Source organism: Sphingobacterium sp. CZ-2 (assembly GCF_004526235.1).
In the GTDB taxonomy this organism is placed as follows: domain Bacteria; phylum Bacteroidota; class Bacteroidia; order Sphingobacteriales; family Sphingobacteriaceae; genus Sphingobacterium; species Sphingobacterium tenebrionis.
On record NZ_CP038159.1, the window covers coordinates 3,252,645 to 3,273,963 of the forward strand.

17 protein-coding genes are annotated in these 21,319 nt (G+C 38.7%); 12 read left to right on the forward strand and 5 right to left on the reverse strand.

What is annotated here, in order from left to right; translation table 11 throughout:
- Positions 1-3: 3 nt before the first annotated feature.
- The 5 genes from E3D81_RS14280 to E3D81_RS14300 form a co-directional block, all read right to left on the reverse strand.
- The gene (locus E3D81_RS14280; protein WP_134777914.1) at positions 4-2,718 is read right to left on the reverse strand and encodes a TonB-dependent receptor; all 2,715 of its coding nucleotides are present in this window, start codon (positions 2,716-2,718) and stop codon (positions 4-6) included.
- A 71-nt stretch (positions 2,719-2,789) separates the two neighbouring features.
- Positions 2,790-3,164, reverse strand: a complete 375-nt coding sequence (locus E3D81_RS14285; RefSeq protein ID WP_099366710.1) for a nuclear transport factor 2 family protein — start codon at positions 3,162-3,164, stop codon at positions 2,790-2,792.
- 73 nt (positions 3,165-3,237) lie between these two features.
- A complete protein-coding gene (locus tag E3D81_RS14290) occupies positions 3,238-4,539 on the reverse strand; it encodes a DUF389 domain-containing protein (RefSeq protein WP_099366711.1) in 1,302 nt (433 codons plus the stop codon).
- A gap of 103 nt (positions 4,540-4,642) precedes the next feature.
- Positions 4,643-5,185, reverse strand: coding sequence for a lipocalin family protein (locus E3D81_RS14295; RefSeq protein WP_134777915.1), 543 nt, complete (start codon positions 5,183-5,185; stop codon positions 4,643-4,645).
- Positions 5,186-5,350: 165 nt separating this feature from the next.
- Complete coding sequence (locus tag E3D81_RS14300; RefSeq protein WP_099366712.1) at positions 5,351-5,545, reverse strand: CsbD family protein; 195 nt, start codon at positions 5,543-5,545, stop codon at positions 5,351-5,353.
- A gap of 134 nt (positions 5,546-5,679) precedes the next feature.
- Here E3D81_RS14300 and E3D81_RS14305 point away from each other — a divergent pair, with 134 nt between their 5' ends.
- The 12 genes from E3D81_RS14305 to E3D81_RS14360 all read left to right on the forward strand — a co-directional run bounded on the left by E3D81_RS14305 (position 5,680) and on the right by E3D81_RS14360 (position 21,311).
- On the forward strand, positions 5,680-6,681 hold the full coding sequence (locus E3D81_RS14305; protein WP_134777916.1) for a ligase-associated DNA damage response exonuclease: 1,002 nt from the start codon (positions 5,680-5,682) through the stop codon (positions 6,679-6,681).
- Positions 6,678-8,258: an ATP-dependent DNA ligase gene (locus E3D81_RS14310; protein ID WP_134777917.1), complete on the forward strand. Its 1,581-nt coding sequence runs from the start codon at positions 6,678-6,680 to the stop codon at positions 8,256-8,258. The genes E3D81_RS14305 and E3D81_RS14310 overlap by 4 nt, the downstream gene beginning before the upstream one ends.
- A gap of 16 nt (positions 8,259-8,274) precedes the next feature.
- Positions 8,275-8,505 carry a hypothetical protein gene (locus tag E3D81_RS14315; RefSeq protein WP_099366715.1) on the forward strand — a complete coding sequence of 77 codons (231 nt, stop codon included), beginning with the start codon at positions 8,275-8,277 and terminating at the stop codon, positions 8,503-8,505.
- Positions 8,506-8,689: 184 nt separating this feature from the next.
- Positions 8,690-9,256 (forward strand): RNA polymerase sigma factor, encoded by a 567-nt coding sequence (locus E3D81_RS14320; RefSeq protein ID WP_134777918.1) that lies wholly within the window; start codon positions 8,690-8,692, stop codon positions 9,254-9,256.
- Positions 9,257-9,303: 47 nt separating this feature from the next.
- The gene (locus E3D81_RS14325) at positions 9,304-10,470 is read left to right on the forward strand and encodes a FecR family protein (protein WP_134777919.1); all 1,167 of its coding nucleotides are present in this window, start codon (positions 9,304-9,306) and stop codon (positions 10,468-10,470) included.
- A 163-nt stretch (positions 10,471-10,633) separates the two neighbouring features.
- Entirely contained in the window at positions 10,634-14,137 is a 3,504-nt protein-coding gene (locus tag E3D81_RS14330; RefSeq protein WP_134777920.1) for a SusC/RagA family TonB-linked outer membrane protein, read from the forward strand.
- A gap of 12 nt (positions 14,138-14,149) precedes the next feature.
- Positions 14,150-15,919 carry a RagB/SusD family nutrient uptake outer membrane protein gene (locus E3D81_RS14335; RefSeq protein WP_134777921.1) on the forward strand — a complete coding sequence of 590 codons (1,770 nt, stop codon included), beginning with the start codon at positions 14,150-14,152 and terminating at the stop codon, positions 15,917-15,919.
- Position 15,920: 1 nt separating this feature from the next.
- Entirely contained in the window at positions 15,921-16,853 is a 933-nt protein-coding gene (locus E3D81_RS14340) for a sugar phosphate isomerase/epimerase family protein (protein WP_134777922.1), read from the forward strand.
- 4 nt (positions 16,854-16,857) lie between these two features.
- Entirely contained in the window at positions 16,858-18,552 is a 1,695-nt protein-coding gene (locus E3D81_RS14345) for a BACON domain-containing protein (protein ID WP_134777923.1), read from the forward strand.
- A 1-nt stretch (position 18,553) separates the two neighbouring features.
- Positions 18,554-19,693 carry a YdcF family protein gene (locus E3D81_RS14350; protein WP_134777924.1) on the forward strand — a complete coding sequence of 380 codons (1,140 nt, stop codon included), beginning with the start codon at positions 18,554-18,556 and terminating at the stop codon, positions 19,691-19,693.
- A 15-nt stretch (positions 19,694-19,708) separates the two neighbouring features.
- Positions 19,709-20,584: a phosphodiester glycosidase family protein gene (locus E3D81_RS14355; RefSeq protein WP_134777925.1), complete on the forward strand. Its 876-nt coding sequence runs from the start codon at positions 19,709-19,711 to the stop codon at positions 20,582-20,584.
- A 151-nt stretch (positions 20,585-20,735) separates the two neighbouring features.
- A complete protein-coding gene (locus E3D81_RS14360; RefSeq protein ID WP_134777926.1) occupies positions 20,736-21,311 on the forward strand; it encodes a hypothetical protein in 576 nt (191 codons plus the stop codon).
- Positions 21,312-21,319 lie beyond the last annotated feature (8 nt).

Sequence of the window (21,319 nt, forward strand, 5' to 3'; positions counted from 1 at the left end):
TGATTAAAATTTAAATGATATTCCACCCGTAATACTTAGTGGAGAATTGTATTTATTGACAGTAAATATTTCGCTATTTGAAGAAGAATATTCGATATGTTCCGGTTGAATATTCAATACATTATAGGCAGTAACCGCAATCCTGAACTTCTTTTTAATTTCTTTAGCTACTGAGAGATTTAGACACCCATAAATAAAGGGTTGGTTGGAATTGTTTAAGGTCACATCTCGAACCGGGATTTGATCCAAATCTTCTGGGAAAGGGAGGAGGTTCATATCAGATCCAAAATAACCAATAGCCTGTTGTATTTTCGTACCATATTTGCTCTTGGTCATATTATACCAGAAGAGATCGAAGTTGGCCATAATGACAAATCCAAGTTTTGGTATATGGGTTGTACTTCCAAATTTACTGAGCATATTCAGTTTTTTATTATTGGATTTTGGCGGATAGGCTAAATACCAGATACTTTCACTGTTGATCTTTATCGGTTGAATGAGATTAACAACATCAAAACTCTTATTATTTTCTTCCGATACAATGAAGGAGGTACTCATATTAAAGGAGCTTTCGATTGCCTTGATCTTATTGATGTTGAGCATCCAATCCACACCGTAGGAATTTGAATTTAAATGGTTCCCCATTTTGTATCCACCATAATTGTAGTAATCGATCGTCTTACCTGTACTTTGGTAGATTATTTCCCGCAAGCTCTCGTCAAATTGATAGGTATATTCCGGAACAGTTATTTTTCTATAGGATTGTACGGTATGGAATCCATCTTTATTACTTTTGAAAAAGGCATTTAAAGAAGTGCTGAAGGTTTTCGTCTGATATCGAGCTCCAACTTCAAATTGACTGGATTTTGATGGTTTCAGATGACTGTTGTCTGCCAAAAATTTCTCTGTATAGACGAGATATAGTGCATCTTCACTGTTGTAGGCAAGAATAAGTGGGATATCCAGAAAAGTCGGTGGGGGATAGCGATGTACCATGGTCGGACTCTTGGTGGAGATACCAAAAGCGGCATTGAAATTCAAGTTGGAATTCCAGCGTAAGGTAGTACTTAACCGAGGTTGCAATGACCAGGAACTATTTTGCTGATCTAATCTTAATCCTAAATTTGATATTAATTTCCGATTGCCCAAGGACAGGTTAAAACTGTCGGAAAAGAAAAAACCGTAATTGATCAACGGATCTAAATATTGGAAGGAGTAGGGTCGGGCATTCTGCCCGTTTTGATTTATCCACCGAGGCTTATCTGGATCGGCTATAATACCTTGTCCGCCATTGTTGGAATAATTCCCAGAAAACCCATAGGAAATAAAATGTAGTATTTCTCCAGTTTCAATTTTTGAAGATAGATATAAATTAACAGAGCCAGTTATCGGTTTTCCGAGAATCTCCTCTTCTGCAATATATCTTCCTGAAAGCACAACACCTTCATAAATTCCGGTAGTATCTTTATAAGCATAACCTCTGGGTAATTGGTTCAGCAACCACTGCTTATAACTGTGTTGGGAACCTTTGGAGTAAGAGATACTAAAATTTGCCTGATCGACAAATTTATCTTCGAAATCAATGTTCAGTCGGTTACTTATCCGAAAATTCGTGTTTTTTGTCAAGGAAGTCTGCTGATCGGCATCATCAGGATCGAATTTCATTTCATCATTACGAAAACCAAAATCGATACTTAGGGTATTTTTGATGTTCTTAACAGGTGATACGGTCCACATGAGGGAAGTATTCCAACGATCAAACTGTTTTATTCTGTCTTTTGGATCTGGATTACTAATGGCGTAGTTTATACCCAGGTTCAAAGCGCCTAATTTCTTTTTTAGATCAAACCCTTTTGAAATACTGAAATTGCTTGAACCGCCATTAATATTAGTCACGAAAGAGTAGGGTGTTTTCGCGGCTTTTCGATCTATTAATATGGCACCATCTGTTAATTCGCCATATTTTGCGGAAGCAACACCTTGAATGATTTCCACCTTTTCAATGGTTTCCACAGGAATTTCCCTTAGATCAATTCCTGTAAATGGTACATCACCACCTGAAGTCCCATTAGCTCCACCTAAAGCTGCACTACTCATTCCCCATTGTGAAAACGCCCTCGCCTGCATATTGGCGTCATTGGAAAGATAGATCCCGTCCATAATGATCGGAACACCTAAGGAGTTATTTAAATCGTATGCTCCACCTTGAATACCTCTTAGAGTAATGGTCTGCGGAGCATCAATGGTTGGGGCAGTCGTTGCTTTTCCTGGAATGGTGTTGAGAATATCCATTAAGCTAAATGCCTGGATCTTTTCTATCGCTTCTTCATCAAAAACAATGGAACTATTGGAGTTTAAGGTCGATTCGTATAAGGGACGGACATTGATCTCTTCCAAAGTATAGCTCAATCCTTCCATGGTAATAAACACAGGCTTTGCTAAGTCTTGTTTTTTGATTAGCAAAAGGCGGGTCCTCATGCCAACAGCACTAACTCGGATATGAAGATCCTGGGGTTTAGCCGGTAATTTTATGGAAAACCGACCCTCATTATCTGTTGATATAGTAGATTTTAATTCTTCAAAATGGACACTGGCAAAAACTATGGGCTCTTTGTCTTGGTTGATTACGCGACCTTGTAAGTAAGGTTGTTGGGCAAGAGCAGTTTGATGCAGGCAAATTAGAAGAATGGTAATATAAAAATAGTACACTGCCTTCATTGTTTAGAACAATTCTAATTTGAGGCAAATGTACTACACTTTTTTTATTATTTAAATTTATTCTAAATAATTTATTGATTTATTTCTGTTTCCGAATGCAGAGCACATTTCCACTCTCCGTCTTCTTTGATCCATGCCGAACTGCAGGCTGCTTTTGATCGGGTGGTTTCTGCTTTTACAACATGTTCGATTTCAACGGTATAGCCAATGATTCCGTAGTCATCTGAAAGCATCTGAACTTTTTCATCCTTAATACCCACTATTTTCATCTCCATTTCCTTAGCTTGCTCAAATCCCTCCTGAAATGCCTTTTCATCCACTTCACGAACCCCATTTTTAGCAGTTAATATGCATGGGAAATGGGTTAAGTTGGTAACGGTTTTGAAATCATGCGCCGCCATGGCCGCCCAATATTGTTTTTCTAACTCTAAGATCTCGTTTTTCATAGCTACTGTGTTTTTATCAATGTATGTTTATCCGTATAAAAACAACAGCTCAGAAACGAATTAGTTTGAAATATTAACTGTTGGGATCAGCAACGATTTTGATCTGTTGATTTTTAAGTTTGATCTTCAACCAATCCGATAAACGCTTAAGTTCAGCATCAGCTACATTTTTTTTGGAAGAATGCAGCAACACTACTTCGGCATAACTGCTATCCGGATTGATAAATACCAATTGTTTCCCTATTGAAAATGGACTTATTTCGGGAAATAGGGTAGTGATTTCCTGGATCAGTTCTTTATCATTGAATGTATAGGTAGACAGTTCGTTCCTTAAATTCTGTATAGTAATGTCTTTTTCTGAGACATGTTGCGATTGTTTGCTGATCTCGGCCAGGATATCCCTTTTAAGATCTGTGCTATCTTGACGGATCAACAATTCGGTATTTGTCAGATTATAATTTTCTAATCGATCATTCAAGTCTTTTAATTCTGCTGCATTGAATCGCTTGGATAATAAGGCCAATTCTATTTTTTTCACTCTCGAATTAAATTGGGTTCTCTCAAAGATGATGGTATGCCCTTTGGAAGTAAATTCCTTCTCTATAAATTGGGATACGTTCTGTGCAAATTTTCGTTCCTGTAATAGACTGTAGGCCAAGTAAAAACTAGGTACCAACATAATAACTAGAAGAACCGAAATAATGCGGGTGATCCGCTTTTCCCTTGCTTGATCAACAAACTTTACCTTTGGGTACTTCAATAATTTGACGATCAAGAAAGTAGATATACAGATGAAAAAACAGTTGATGGTATACAGGTAGATGGCTCCAGAGAAATAAGCTAGGTTTCCAATTGCCAATCCATATCCTGCGGTACATAAGGGAGGCATTAAGGCAGTTGCAATAGCCACTCCGGGGATTGGATTTCCTTTTTCCTTTCTTGTAATGGCAATACCACCAACAAGCCCTCCAAAAAAGGCGATCAGTACATCGTAAATATTGGGTGCCGTACGGGCCAGAAGTTCAGATTGTGCCTCTTTGAATGGGCTCAATAAAAAATAAAGAAAGGATACGAAAAGGCTGACCAAAGTGGCTACCCCCAGATTCTTAGCTGATTTTTTTAACAGATCAAAATCATAGGTTCCCAAGGAAAATCCGGCTCCGACAATAGGACCCATCAAGGGTGAAATAAGCATGGCACCAATTATCACGGCCGTTGAATTCACATTTAAACCAACTGAGGCAATAACAATCGCACAGGCCAATACCCATAAATTGGCTCCTTTAAAAGAAATATTGGCCTTGACATCCTCCATGACCTTCTCACGGGATTCCTCACCAAAATGTAGGTTGAAGGTTCTTAATATTTTAATCATTGATTCCTATTTGTGCCGAAAATTAATAAAATAAATATTAATAGGGTTTAAATAGTTAAATCTATTCCAAATAATAAGATATGCAGCTACAAAGGACAATTTCCTATTGTTTGGTCCAGACCAAACGATCTAAATCATATCCTGCATCGCGAGCAAGTTTCAGGAATTTTTGTTTGACTTGTTCCGGCATGGTCTTATTACGGGATAAAAACCAGATGTAATCTTTGCTTTCTCCAAAGATCAAGGCATTTTCATAATCAGGATCCATGGCTACGACATTATAGCCACTATAGAATGGCCCAAAAAAGGAAACTTTCAACGCACCTCTTGTTTCTTCGCCAATGAATTTAGCTTTACCCTCTGATTCCTTCCATTCGTTTTTAACCGTGTCAAAACCTCTATTCAAGACTTTCACGCTGCCATCCTCATTCAAAGTGTATTCCGCTGTTACTTGATCCATATCCTTCTCATGTTTGAAATCAAATCGTGCGATCTCATACCATTTTCCAGCATAGGATTTAATGTTGAAATTATCCACTACCTGGACACCAGCAGGTACTTTTACCGACTTGCAGGCCTGAAAAATAAATGGGCCAACCAATAATGCCGTCCCAACTGCAATTTTTAAATATTTTGAATACTTCATATCATCTTTTTTTATTAGGTAAACAATATTGCTAATCCTTCTAATCATTAAGATTTAGCTTTTAAATAGAATAAGCCTAACAAAAATGTTAGGCTTATTCCTTTAGATTAATTTTTATCTACGCTTAAAAATCTATGATAGATCTAAATAAGCATAAACGAATAATTAATCTTTATCCAGATCACTCAACCAAGTTTGTACCTCTTCACGAGTTTTTCCGGTTTTCTTTTGAAGCTTTCCGTAAAGCTCATCTTCTTTTCCTTCAACATACAACAAATCATCATCAGTCCAATCTGCATACTGTTGTTTAATTTTGCCTTTTAAGACATTCCATCTTCCTTTTAAATCTAATGAGTCCATATTATATAGTTTAATTAATGTGTTACACGTTTGTTGTGCGTTCTATTAATACAACAACGTAAACATATTTTGGTTTTAATAAATTTTAATTTTACGATTTCAAACAATGTCTTTCCAATTTAGGTTCATTACGTATGAGCTTATTGGAATTTCGGAAGGAAGGGATTTATTGCATACCTGGAGGATTTTATATTGATCCTTGGTTGCCCGTCGACCAGGCGCTCATCACGCATGGACATGCCGATCATGCAAGGGCCGGTATGAAACGATATTTATGCCATCACTTCACGGTTCCCATTCTAAAAATCCGTTTGGGAGATGAAATCCAAGTTCAAGGAATTACCTATCAAGAGAGAATTACCATTAATGGGGTGGAAGTATCCTTTCATCCTGCAGGCCATATCATCGGTTCAGCTCAAATCAGAATGCAATATAAAGGTAGGGTGGCTGTGGTTTCTGGCGATTATAAATTACAGAACGATGGAATTTCTACGCCTTTTGAATTGGTTCCCTGCCATGAATTCGTGACGGAAAGTACCTTTGGTTTACCCATATATAATTGGGATTCCGTAGACGAACAAAATAAAGGTCTTCAGAATTGGGTTCAGCAGAATCAGCAAATGGGTAAAACCAGTGTTTTTGTGGGGTACTCGTTGGGAAAGGCGCAACGGATATTAAAAGCGGTTGGCCAGCTTGGGCCGATTTATGTACATCGATCCATTGCCCGTTTGAATCAGGCATTCGAGGAATTGGATATTCCATTACCTCCATATCATATCTTGGATTTTGAAGAAGGGATCAAACAAGTAAACCAACAGATTGTAATAGTGCCGCCCTCTCTGGTAGGAACCAATATCATTCGGAAAATACCCAATATGGCCTACGGCATCTGTTCGGGATGGATGGCGGTAAGAGGGGCTAGAAGATGGCGAAGTGCTGATGCAGGTTTTGCTATATCCGATCACGCGGATTGGAACGATTTAATTGAGGTAGTCAAAGGAACCGGTGCAGAACAGGTCTATGTCACCCATGGCCAGACGGCCATTTTTACGAAATATATCAATGAATTAGGGATTGAAGCATCGGAAATAACCACTGCTTTTGGAAAAGAAGAAGATGAAACTATAGCCTCATGAAAGAATTCGCTGTCTTGATCAATCAATTGGATAGTACCAATAAAACCAACCAAAAATTGGAAGCGATATCGCTGTTCCTAAAAACAGCAGAAAATGCGGATAAATTATGGTTATTGAATCTTTTTGCTGGGAAAAGACCAAGAAGGATAGTAGGAACTAAATTGCTTCGGGAATGTTTGATTTATAAAACAGGTATATCGGATTGGCTTTTCCAGGAATCATATGCTTCAGTGGGAGATTTAGCAGAAACCATTTCCCTCTTATTGCCACAACCTTCGACCTATTTAGATTTTTCGTTGAGTGAATGGATGGAAAAAATCCAAGAGCTGTCTGGGAAATCCGATGAAGAGAAAAAGGAATTTGTACTTTGGGCTTGGGACGGCTTACCACATTTGGAAAGGTTTATTTTCAATAAACTATTGGGCGGAAGCTTTAGAATCGGGGTTTCATCCAAAGGGATGATCAATGCGATTGCGAAAGAATATAATCTTGATGCCAACGCCGTAGCCCATAGTATTATGGGGAAATGGGATTTTGAGGAATTGGATTTCGATACCTTGATTCAAGGGGGCTATTCGGACAGCAACCTCTCCAAACCATATCCATTTTGTCTGGCCTACCCATTGGAGAATTTGGAATCGACCATACTCCAACCTGAAGAATGGTTTGCTGAAAATAAATGGGATGGGATCCGTGGACAGATTATTAAGAGAAAAGGAGAAGTATTCATTTGGTCGCGCGGAGAGGAATTAGTAACAGACCAGTTTCCTGAGATTGTGGAAGAGGTATTAAAGTGGGAGGACGATTTTGTGTTGGATGGAGAAATAATTGCCTTTGCAGAAGAGCAGGTCCTCAATTTCACTTTTTTGCAGAAAAGACTGAACAGGAAAAAGTTAACGGAAAAGTTTATTAAAGAGATTCCAGTCAGCATGTATCTCTATGATATTCTGGAATATAAAGATGTTGATTATAGGCAATTTCCAATGGTTGAGAGACGTAAATTACTAAGGAATTTGTATGAAAAGCAAAAAGACTCTGCTTTTATGTTATCACCGCTGTTAGAATTTTCAAGTCTAGAAGAATTGGGCGACTTAAGGGAAGCGTCGAGGGATATGAACAGTGAGGGACTGATGTTGAAGGCAAAGAACTCCATCTACCATACCGGCAGGAAAAAAGGGGATTGGTGGAAATGGAAAGTGGATCTACTCACGATAGATGCTGTATTGATCTATGCCCAAAAAGGAGCAGGAAGAAGGAGTGGCTATTATACCGATTATACGTTTGCGGTCCGGGATGGAGACAATCTGGTAAGTATTGCCAAAGCCTATTCTGGATTAACGGACAAGGAAATCCAGGAAGTTAGCCGCTTTGTGAATAAGCATGCAATTGAAAAATTCGGTCCAGTACGTACTGTTAAACCAGAATTGGTTTTTGAAATTGCCTTTGAAGGAATTGGTTGGAGTTCCAGGCATAAATCTGGTGTAGCCTTACGCTTTCCACGAATACTAAGATGGCGGAAAGATAAAACAGTAACTGATATTGATGAATTGGAAGAAGTAAAAAAAATGATTAAATAATTTAAAATAATATACTATGAGTAATCCTAAAAACAATCCAAAAGTAAATGAAGAACCTGAAAATGTAGATCCAAATGTGCCACCAAAGCAAGAGTATTTGGATCAATTACAGCAGGATGCCATCAATGCAACTATTGATTTTGATCCTACAGAAGGCGAAAAAATCATTAGACAAGGTTTGCAGGCATGGCCAAATCTTATTGATGCTGAATTGCAAAGATTCAAACAGCAATTTCAGAAAAAATAAAGTATTAAAAGCGAAAAGATTTTCGCTTTTAATTTTTACTAAGCATTTAAAACTGTAATTTTAAACCAGAAATCATGATGTGGTTTCTATAACCATATAATCCGGACAAATTCAAATTTAATATACTGTTAATATTAGTTAGCTAAATTTGGATTCATTTACTTATTAAAAGCATTCGATCAACATGACCATACAAAATCAAGTATATATTGATTTGAGGAAAGGCAGTATTCAGGCCTTTCAGGTTGTATTTGATGCTTATTCTGCTAATATTTATAACCTATCTTTCCATATTCTGAAAAATAAGGAACAAGCGGAAGAGGTCGTCCAAGAAACTTTTTTGAAGGTCTGGATGCATCGGGAAGAGTTGGATGATGCCAAGGATTTATGGCCATATATCTATGTGATCGCTAAGAGAATCTGTTATAACCAATTGAGATCCATGAAATATGATCTGTTGGCCCAGCAGGAATTGATTAAAAATATGACTGTTTTGGCTGAGGATTCTGCACATCAACTTTCCGAAATCAATAAAATTCTTCAAGAATCTGTGGATCTATTACCTGAACGCCAAAAACTGGTATGGATCATGAGTAGAGAAGAAGGTAAATCGCATAAAGAAATTGCAGATGAATTAGGTATTTCCCCAAATACGGTTAAGAATACGATTGTCCAAACCTTAAAAACCCTTCGTCATACCTTTAAAAAGGCGGATTATTTGTATTTTTTTATTTTTCTGTTTTTCTTATAGTCCTATCCGCTTCTTCGTGTGTACATAGTATAGTTAATACTTAAATTGTGCATAAGAATCGTTTCGAAGAATTAAATCAAAAATTTTTAAATAATATTATTTCCGAGGAGGAACTTCAGGAATATCTTCATTTATTGGAAGAACATGAAGATCTATTCTATCACTCCTTGGATAGCGTTCAACCTATTGACAACCATCATGAATTTGATCAACAGCAGGTTTATAAAAATTTGTTGAATCAAGTTGAACTACAATCTTCCCCTAAAACCAAGCGTCTGAACTATAAATGGATTTCCATTGCTGCTACGTTATTGATTGCATCAGGTATAGGCTTTTATCTATACAGCCTTAAAGATAAATCCTTAACTCATAAAGATATAAATGTATTAGCTAATGTTGAAAGTAAGGAGGTCTCTAACCCTTTACATGAAAATGCGGCTATATTATTGGCTGATGGGACCGAAGTAGCATTGGAGGATTTATCAGAAAAAGGAATGGAGCATGATGGGGTGGAGCTTTCCAAAACAGCAGATGATATGATCAAAGTTTCATTCAGCAAGAGTTTAGCACAAGCCAACAAAGCCTTTCACGAATTCAGAACAGCAAAAGGTACCAGCTATAATCTTCAACTTCCTGATGGCTCCAAAGTTTTCCTAAACTCAGGTTCGGTTTTTAAAATAAGTGCTGAATTTAACGAAGAAAACAGGAACAGTGAGCTTTCTGGAGAGGCCTTCTTTGAAGTGGCCCATAATCCTGAAAAACCTTTTTTGGTGAAGACGAAAGATTATCAAGTTAAAGTATTAGGAACCCAATTCAATGTGAAAAGTTATCCTACCGCCAAACAATCAAAAACCAGTCTTTTAAAAGGTAGTGTACAAGTGAATTCATCGACCGCAGCGCTGATGCTAAAACCTGGCGAACAAGCAAATGGACAAGCTGGAAATGGGATTAAAAAAGTGAGAGCAAACTTTCGCGAAGTCCTTGCCTGGCGCGATGGGTATTTTAGGTTTCAGAATGCCAGTGTAAGAGAAATCATGAACGACATTATTAATTGGTACGACATCAAAGAGGTTGTTTATGAATTTAACAGTGAGGAACATTTTACAGGTTCTATTGTGCGCAGCCGCAGTTTACACGATGTGCTTCATGGAATGGAAAAAATATCGAACCTAAAATTTGAAATTAGAGAAGGGAGGGTGTTCGTAAGAAAGTAGTTGTGAAAGAGAAAGATACGGAAGGGCGGCCACCCTCCCGTGTTTTGCATGGATAAAATCCTTATTAGCAGTAAATTATTTACCCAATACTAATCAAATGTATTATTTTTTTACTAGAAATCCCTATTCGACAAAAATAGGACTAAACAAACTTTTGTTAATTATGAAACTGGTTTCGTTGTTGTTACTTGGAACCATGCTACATGTGAGTGCTTCGACCTTCGGACAGAAGATCAGCATCCGTGCCAAGCAAGCAACCTTACAGGACATTTTACAGGATATTCAAAATCAAACGAATTACGATTTTCTTTATAGCAATAACCAAGTCAGCAACCTGAAAAGGATGGACGTTTTTGTGGAAAATAAAGATGTAAAGGAGGTCTTAAAGAAGGTGTTGACACCAAATGGACTGGTATTTTTCGTGGAGAACAACATGGTACTTATTAAAACACGTACCGAGTTGAGCAATAATCCAGAATCGATTCAACGAGTTATCGAAGGCTATGTCAAGGATGAACAGGGCCAACCCATTACTGGGGCATCGGTATCTTTATTGAACAGTAACCTGGCAACAGCCACCGATGATAAGGGGTATTTCCGATTAAGCAGTCCAACTGCATCTGCATCTGTGGTTATCACTGCGATGGGTTATGAAAGCCAGACCATCGAAGTTTCCGGAACTTCGGCCATCAATATTGTGTTAAAGGAATCCGTTAGTGGTTTAGATGAGGTCGTTGTAGTTGGTTATGGTATCCAAAAGAAAGCAAACTTAACAGGAGCAGTCTCTCAGATCAATGCCGAGGATATTGCCCTTCGTCCTGAAGCTAATATTGCAACTACCCTACAAGGTTTAATGCCTGGTTTGAACATACAGATGAATAATGGTGATCCATCTACGACACCTGATATCAATGTTCGTGGATTTAACTCCATCAATGGTGGAAATCCATTGGTTTTAATCGATGGAATTGAAGGGAATATCACCCGCGTAAACCCGAACGATATCGAGAGTGTTACGGTACTTAAAGATGCCTCTTCTGCCTCTATTTATGGAGCTCGTGGCGCATTCGGGGTTATTTTGATCACTACCAAAACCGGAAAGGCAGGAACAACTTCTGTGACCTATACCAATAACTTTGGATGGACTTCACCGACTGCACGAACAGATTATATTTCCGATCCCTATGTGTATGGAAAGACAGTAGATGCTGCCCTTTTTGGCTACAACGGTTCTTCCTATACCAATTACAATGAAATGGATTGGGAGACGATCAAAATGGTGGCGAATGGAGAAATTGAACCTTTCCATGAACTACAGGCCGATGGATCCTATAAATTCTTCCATAAATCCAATTGGTGGGATCACATGTTCAAAAAGCAGCAGGCATCGAACTTCCATAATATTGCTATTTCAGGTGGTACAGAAAAGCTGAAAGGCTATCTTTCTGGTCGGATTTTCGAACGAGAAAGCATCAATAACATAAATAGCGATGCCAATATGGATCGCCAGAACCTAAAGGCGAACTTAGTATTTACGCCAAACTCTTGGTTGGAAATCTCCAATAATATCCAATTCATCAATGAAAAGGACAAGGACTATGGTGGGTATTCCAATGGTTTTGGAGGTTTATGGAGCACGACTACCTGGTATAACCTAATGGCTTTTTATCCGATCATGGTGGATGGTGTTCCGACCGATATTGGTACAGGTACTGGTGGACAAGGGGGGAATGCCGGACTACATTCTGGTAAGACCTGGCGATTGTTCAATAATGAGGAGTTTACCAATACCTTTCGAGTGGTTGCTAAACCTTTGGAAGGCCTACAGATCAACTTCGATTATAGCAATAGGATTGAAAACACAGCGCGTAGTTTCCGCTTAAATCCATTTAATTATTTAGCTGGAAACAGATTGGATTTCCGTACGGTAGGATTGAATCGATTAACGGAATATAGATGGAAAGACAAGTACAACGCACTCAACTTATTTGCCACCTATAATAAGACTTTTGCGGAAAAACATAACCTGAAATTGTTGGCTGGTTTTAATCAGGAGCAATTCGACCGTGACCGTGTGGCCACTACAGCTGATGATCTGTTGATCGAAGACTTATCCAACTTATCCTTAGCAACCGTGATGAACAATATTTCTGGTTCGGCTACAAATTGGGCTATACAAGGATATTTTGGCCGTTTGAACTATGATTTCGATAATAAATATTTACTGGAAGTCAATGCTCGATATGATGGTTCCTCCCGTTTTCCTCCGGATAGTCGTTGGGGATTATTTCCTTCGGTATCTGTAGGTTGGCAAGTGGACAGGGAGTCGTTCTGGGAGCCTGTTCGCCCTTATGTATCCTCCTTAAAATTCAGAAGTTCTTATGGTATGTTAGGAAACCAAACCGTTGATGTAAATACCTTCAAAGAATTGATGAATGTAGGAACTTCGGAATGGTTAAACAACGGCGAACGCTTGATTTTTGCTTCTGTACCAGGGCCATTACCTAACGTGGTGACTTGGGAGACAACAAAGAGCTTTAACATTGGAGCCGACTTAGGTTTCCTGAACAATAAATTATTGCTGAACTTGGATTGGTACCGGAAAAATGTGGAAGGCATGTATCTTCCAGGAGAACCTTTACCGGCAGTTTTTGGAGCCAATGAGCCTAAGGAAAATTATGCTTCCTTGCGAAATGATGGTTATGAAATAGCTGTTACTTATCAAGATAAATTTGATTTAGCAGGAAGTCCATTGCAATTTAATGTGACCGCCAATGTAAGTAATTTCAAAGGCATCATAACCCGATACAATAACCCGAATGGTTTATTGAGCTCATACAATGAGGGTGAGCGTTTGGGTGATATCTGGGGTTACCGTATTGCTGGTCAATTCCAAACGGATGAAGAAGCATTAGCTTACCAAAATTCATTTACAAACCCAGGAAACAGCCTGTCGCAAGTTTATAATGATATCCTGAATGTAATGCAGAATAGCGAATGGAATCATTTACGTGCTGGGGATATCAAATACCTTGACCTTAATGGTGATGGAAAAATCAATAAAGATCAGAATACACTTGCTGACCATGGTGATTTGGAACGCATCGGGAATTCCATGCCTAAATTTCCATTTGGATTGAATTTAGGTATGCGCTGGAAAAGTATCGATATGGGAGTAGCCTTAGCAGGAGTAGGTAGCCAAGACTGGTATCCAACCGGAGACCTGTACTGGGGACCTTATCAACGTCCATACCTTTCCTTTATCCGTAAGGATCTGGTAGATAATGCTTGGCGCCCTGATAAAACCGAGAACACCTATCCACAGATCTATCGTGGTTATTCATCCCTGCAATCTGGCCGATCATTATATGAATTGAACGATTATTATTTAACGAATGTTGGTTTTTTAAGGGTTAAAAACCTGAGTTTGGGATATACTTTCCCACAAGCTTGGACTCAAAAAGCAAAAGTGGACAAATTTAGGGTCTTCTTTAGCGGTGAAAACTTATTTACCTGGAGTTTCGGCGGTTTGACCAAATACTTGGATCCAGAGCAAGCAGGTTCTACGGTGGATTATTCTTCGCCGGCAACGGCAGATGACCGTGGTGATCTGCGTTCCTATCCGATGGGAAAAACGGTTTCTTTTGGTGTCATGTTAACCCTTTAAGCTGAAAACATCATGAAAAAAATGACGATAAAATATTATATATATGCTGCTGCAAGTGTTTTCTTGCTGGGATCCTGTAATAAGGATTTCCTTGAGCGGCCATCTGAGGATCAGGTAGAAGCTCCATATTTCTTCAATACGCCTAAGGACCTGGAAGTGGCGACCAATGATTTTTATACCATGTTGGCAACGACATCCGTTTATGCGGAAGATGCCAATTCGGACAACTTAATGCCTTTGAACCCTGCTGATAAAATAAAAGGGAATAGGATCGTTCCGGTTGCCAGTGGGAGTGGTGGTTGGTCTTGGGGGAATCTTCGTAAGATAAATTATTTTTTGGAGAACTTTCATAAAGTAGCCGATGAGGATGCCAAAGCTAGGTATGCTGGGATTGCCCGCTTTTTTAGAGCCTACTTTTATTACGACAAAGTGAAGACCTTTGGTGATGTGCCTTGGTACGGAAAAGTCTTATCTGCAAAAGATCCAGATCTTTTCAAAGGAAGGGATTCCCGTTTTTTGGTCATGGACTCCATCATGGCAGATTTGGACTATGCTATTGAGCATATTCCCGCAGAGAAACAGGTAAATTTAGTAACCAAGTATACCGCGATGTTATTGAAATCACGGGTTGCTTTATTTGAAGGGACCTTCCGGAAATATCATAAACTGGAAGGTGCTGATAAATTCCTGAACGAAGCGGTTGAAGCCTCCCAGATGCTGATCAATTCAGCGGCTTATACCTTATATTCGGATGGAGGTGCAGCCGCGGCCTACCGAAATCTATTTGCCCGCGATAAACAGGACGCCATAGAAACCATCTTGGCCGTCGATTATGAATTGGGCCTTAAGGTGCATAGTACAGCTTATAATTTTACATCTGCTACTTCAGGCTCTTATGGATTGATGAAGGATGTGGTGAATAGCTACCTGATGAATGATGGTTCCCGTTTTACAGATAAGGCCAATTATCAGACCTATTCCTATTTTCAGGAGATGCAGAACAGAGATCCAAGGTTGACACAGACGACCGCAGGTCCAGATTTTAGGGTAAATGGGGAATCTAAGAACGAACCAGTCACCTTGAATATCACAACTACAGGTTACCGCTTGATCAAAGCACTTCCCAATAGAGCCCAATGGGCAACCGGAGCCTCTGTATTTGATATCATCATCTTCCGTTTTGCGGAGGCATTATTGGTCAATGCAGAAGCGAAAGCAGAACTTGGAACATTAACCCAAGCGGATTTGGACAATACCATCAATAGATTAAGAGCTAGGGTGGGTATGCCTAATTTGAATTTGGCTCAAGCAAACGCCAATCCCGATCCTTATTTGGCAGAAATGTATCCGAATGTAGAAAATACAGCCAACAAAGGGGTAATTCTTGAAATCAGAAGAGAAAGAAGGATAGAATTGTTCAATGAAGGTTTGCGTTGGGATGATTTGATGCGTTGGAAGGAAGGTAAAAAAGTAACCAAGCCAATGGTCGGAGTTTATTTCTCCGGATTAGGAAGTCATGATTTTACGGGCGATGCAGTTCCAGATGTGTTTTTGCACACAGGAAGTACTTCGGGTGCTCCTTCATCCATCACGTCCTTTATCAATGTGAACCAAAGAACTTTAAGGAATCCATTGACCGGACAACAGAATTCGACATCCGGAAATTTAGATCCATTCCCACAAGGGGGAGTTTTCGATGAAGAAAGGGATTACTTTGCGCCATTGCCTTCAGAGGATTTGATTTTGAATAAAAACCTAGTGCAAAACCCAGGATGGAAGTAATATGAAAAAGATAAGCTATTTATTCGTTTTATTTCTTGGTCTTTCTGTCTTTTTTGGCAAGGTAGAAGCTAAAACTCCCAAATTTCCAATTGGTTATGCCTTGGATTTCCAAAAAATTACTGATGAAAAGATGCAGTACATCAAGAGTTTGGGAATCAATTACATTGAACTGGCCGGTATTGGAGCCATGTTGGATAAAAATCTACAATCTACCGAAGTAGCAAGCTCTTGGGCAAGTAGAATGAAGGAGGTGGCGGCTATCCTGAAACGAAACAAGGTAAAGGTCTGGTCTATCCACATGCCCTTCAGTGTGCATTTAGACATTTCCCGATTAGATGAAGAAGGTAGATTACGGGTTATGGAAGCGCAAAAGAATGTACTTCAGGTTTTAAAACCTGTAAGAGCAAAGATTATCCTATTCCATCCTTCTTTTTATTTGGGACTGAATGAACGTAGCGAACGAAAAGCCCAACTTCAGAAATCAGTAGTTTACTTAAATAAAGAAGTAAAAGCTATCCGTTCAAACATGGTGGTAGAGAACATGTTGGGTCCTTCATTAACTGTCAATGGGAGAGAACGTCCTTTGATGCGTACCGTGGAGGAATGTTTGGAGATTTTTCAAGGCTTTCCCAAAGATGTAGGCTTAGCAGTTGATTTTTGTCATATTGCTGAACCTCAACATTTATTGGCAGCCTTTGGATCTCGGGTAAAGACCCTGCATGTTTCAAATGGTGACGGCACAGCAGAACACCATTATTTACCTTGTGATAACAGAGGGAAAAATGACTGGAACAGCATTTTTGCCACCCTGGAAAAGATCAAGTATAAAGGAGTGTATATGCACGAATGCAAATACAATGATGAAAAGGAAATTGTAGATTGCTACCAGCACCTTTGGGATGCTTATCAAAAGATTTTAACTATTAAAAAGTGATATAATGAAAAGTATATATAGCCATTTGCTGATTATGATGGTTCTTTTCGGATTTTCTGCCTGTAAAAAGGAAAAGGAATCTTTTGAAGAGAAATTAATGGCAGGCACGGAATTGATGGAGGTAGGAAGTAAAACAGGAAAATACCAATTTGATGTTCTTTCTAACGCAAATATGATGTTGGAATCGGATGTGGCTTGGATTGTATTGGATACGACCGAACTAGAAAAAGGAAAACGTAAGGTTGTTTTCGAGGTTCAAGCCAATGAGGATGATGAACGATCGGGAATTATTACGGTTCGTATCAACAATGAGCTTTCTAAACAGGTATTGGTAAGCCAAGAATCTGGAAAAGTGCCGGTCTTCTTTGTTAGTCCTACAGGAACTGGAGATGGATCTTCTTGGGAAAGTCCTTCCACTTTCCATGCGGCCATGGAAAAGGCCACCACAGGCAGTACGATTTATATGATGGAAGGTACCTATATGCCGGCAAAAACCATTCGTAATGGAGAGTCCGCAGAAGAGTCAGATAAAACGTTTGAAATCAATAAGAATATCAGCGTGATCGGAGGCTTTTCAAAAGACGCCAGTATTGGTGCAAAACCTAATGCTGCGATGTACAAAACGATTCTGGATGGACGATTTGCAAGTGGAAAACAAGCATTCCATACTGTTACGGTGACTGCTGCTAAAGAATCAGGTTCACAGGTTTATATCGAAGGTTTGGTGATAACTGGAGGAAATGCGACGGATAGAAGTACCAATATTTCCATAAACGGACTTAATTTTAGTCGTGGACAAGGGGGAGGAATGGCCATTGGTGGTTCACAGGTACATTTGAAAAATGTAGAAATCATCGAGAACAAAGCAACCGCTGATAAAGGAACCGTTGGTTTTGCTGCTGGTATGTATGCTTTTGGTTCTGCGAATGTTATCATGGAGAATTCGAAGGTAAACAATAATACGAATGCAGGTAATAATGGTGGTGGTGTATGGATGCATACGTCAAATCTAACAGCCTATCATTCTCAATTCAACGAGAATTCAGCTAGAGGTACCGCTGGCGGTGTGCATGGCTATCCAAATGCCAAAATTATTCTTTATAACTCCGAAGTGAGTCAAAACAGTAATACTTCTTACGGAGCTGGATTATATCTTCGGGAAAAATCTACCGGCATCTTAGTGAACTGTTTATTGGTGGGAAATAAGAGTACTTCAAAGAATGGTGGTGGAGCAGTGATGCTCTATGATGATTGTAAAATAGATATCATCAGCTCAACTATTACGGGAAATGAAATTCCTGGGCCGGGTGCTGGCGTATATCGTAGATCAAAAGTGAATAACTTAACCATTATCAATTCCATTATTTCCGGAAATAAACAGGATGCAAACTCTACCGATGTTGATGCGTATACTGATAATGCAGGAATTATCCCAGTGATCAAAAGTTCTGCCATTGCCGGTCAGGTATATAGCGAAGGAGGTTCAGTGGCCTCAGGACTTTCATTTAATCCGGCAACCATGCTTAGTGCCCAATATTTACCAATAGGTGCTAATAATCCTGCTTTAACACATGGTTTAAATGCCAGTTCTTTAATAACTATAGGACAAACATATAGCCCGGAATTGGAAGAGCATATCAAAGCCGATAAAAATGGAAATGAACGTACCGATAAAATCATGGGTGCTCTAATAAAATAACATGAAAAAAATTGCTATAAGCATACTTCTGAGTATAATCAGCCTAACTACCGTTTTCTGTCATTCCAAGACCATCATGTTGGTCTTGGGATCGGCAGATCCAAAAGTATTGGATGAACGGATACAGATTGCTTTGCGATTATATAAGATACAATCCTTTGATGATATTATTGTTTCTGGGGGTTGTGCTGCGCATGGATCGAGTATCTGTGAGGCAAGTAGAATGTATGATCAGATGACAGCAAGCGGAATCCCTGCTGAAAAAATCCACAAAGAGGAAAATGCAAAGACAACGGTTCAGAATTATATTTTCAGTAGGGTGTTGAAAAATGCATCTGGTGAAAAAATTATGCAGCCGGGGGATACGGTTTTTGTGGTGTCTAATCATTGGCATGCCATATCGGTTGCCGCACGTTTAGAAAAATATGATGGGGTAGTAGCCCGATTCTTTATTGAAGGATCTCAACAACCCAAGGAATCCGACAAACTAGACTATGTCAATATTTTTAATGGCGAAATGGATAATGATAAATTTATTACCAAAGGCACGTGGTTAACCCCTGACGCAGTATGGTCAGTTAAAGATTCTATTTACTATCTAATGGGTAATCTGCTCTATGTCAGTAATCCAGAGAACACTTCCTATACTGTTAAAAAATTAAGTTCAGATAGGGAATTAGTAAAAGGTGTAGATCTGGAACAGGACTTACATTTTATTGATGACGGGAAGCAATGGTTGATTTGGGATGGAGCTAAGTTTCTACCAATGGATAAAACTTCTGGCAAACAACGTGGTTCATTTGCTTGGCATGAGCTGTTGAGGAATGCCCCGGAATCATGGAAACATTCCATGAAGACTGGATTTATCCAAGATGGGACTTTATACCTCTTTTCAGATTCCAAATTGCTTATTGCCAAGAAAAAAGGAAAATACTTTGATGTGGAAACTGAAACGTCGGCAGATCAGTATTTTAAAAACTGGCCTTTTGGATGGGGAAAAGGGAATGTTAATGCTGCTTCTATGGACCAAGAGACCAATGAAATTCAGCTTTATAGAAATATGGAAGTCTTAACCCTTGACCTTAAACAAAGGACCGTAAAACAGGTGAAGCCCTTGCGCTTAAAATGGGTGAATTACTAATAAAACAACCAATACATGAAAAAACTAAATTTAATATACTACTTCATCTTCCTTTTATTTTTCACTTCATGTGAAAAGAATGATGGAACCCAATTACCATACGATTATTCGCAGGAAGAAACCCTAGGTCTTCAGGAAACATTAGAGAAAGCCGATTGGAAAACCAAGCAGGTGGCTGAAGGGATAATGTGGAAACATGTTCAATTTTCGCAGATTTTTGAATCTAAGCAATATATCAATATGTTCGAAATCGATTTGACGAAAGGCTTTGACATTGAAATTCTCTATGTAAAAACAGGCTTTTTGAAAACGAGTGACGCAGCCACGAGAGCGAATGCATTAGTTGCTTTTAATGGTTCTTATTTCAATACAAGTGTTGGTGGTTCAACGGTTTTCTTCAAATACGATAATGTAGTACAAAATCAAACCGTAAATGGTTTTAATCCTTATCGGGAAAACGGAGCAATGGTTATTGATGCCTCTGGAAAACCTAAGATCATTTTAAAACCAAGTTCTGGATGGACTTCTGTGGCAGAACCTATCGCATTGGCTGGCGGACCTCTTTTGATTCAGAATGGGGAAGAACTGTCGCAATTGAATGTAGATTTCAATACGGCTAGACATCCTCGTACGGCCGTAGGGATTACCGCAGATCAAAAAATGATTGTGGTAGTTGTAGATGGTCGTTCCTCTCAATCCCAGGGCTTGACCATTCCCCAATTGTCTTCTCTTATGAAGGCATTAGGCTGTGTTTCTGCTGTTAATTATGATGGTGGAGGATCCAGCACGGCATGGGTTAAAGGCGAAGGAGTCGTTAATTTTCCATCGGATAACGGAAAATTTGATCATGAGGGTGAACGTGCTGTGGCTACGGTTTTTACCGTGAAATAAACACTTCAATTTCTTTAGAATGAAAGGTTTTGACCTTCAATATTTAAAAGGCGCAAATTTATATTTGCGCCTTTTCATATTTTATAAACCTAAATGGTTGATTATTTGTATATTAATTAGATGTAAGTGATGTATACCAAAAAATAAACCCATGAAAAAAATGACCTATTTCTTGTTAATACTTTTTGGACCTTTGGTTTCAAGTTGCGAATATGGAGCATCCACAGAAGAAACAAAACAATATGATACCTTGGTGGATATTTTTCAAAAGTCCGAAAATCTGCTTATTCAATATCGGAAAATGAAGGCAGAAGGAGGGAAAGACAGCCTTAATTTACAAGATTATACTTATGAAACTTTTAAAAGTGAATCTCCAGAATTATTGAATAATACCCAGAAATACAAAGAAGGTTTATGGAGATTGCTTATTGATGATGATATTCAAAAAGATGCTTACACCAATGAAGATATTGCTTTGCTTCTGTTTAATTTGGGTAGTAAAGACTTTTTAGAATCCAAAGAAAAGGTTTTTGCATATTATAAAGAAGATAAGGTTGATTTTGGACTATTGAAAATGATGCTCATGCCAAATGGGAAGATCAAAGGATTTAAAGATGATTCGGATATCATGCAGGAAACGGAAAAATTTAATCAAAAGGTTTCGAGGCATTTGGCTAAGGGTAATCAGGAAGAGCGGGAATTAGCCGAATTTTTATCCAATAGATAATAATTACT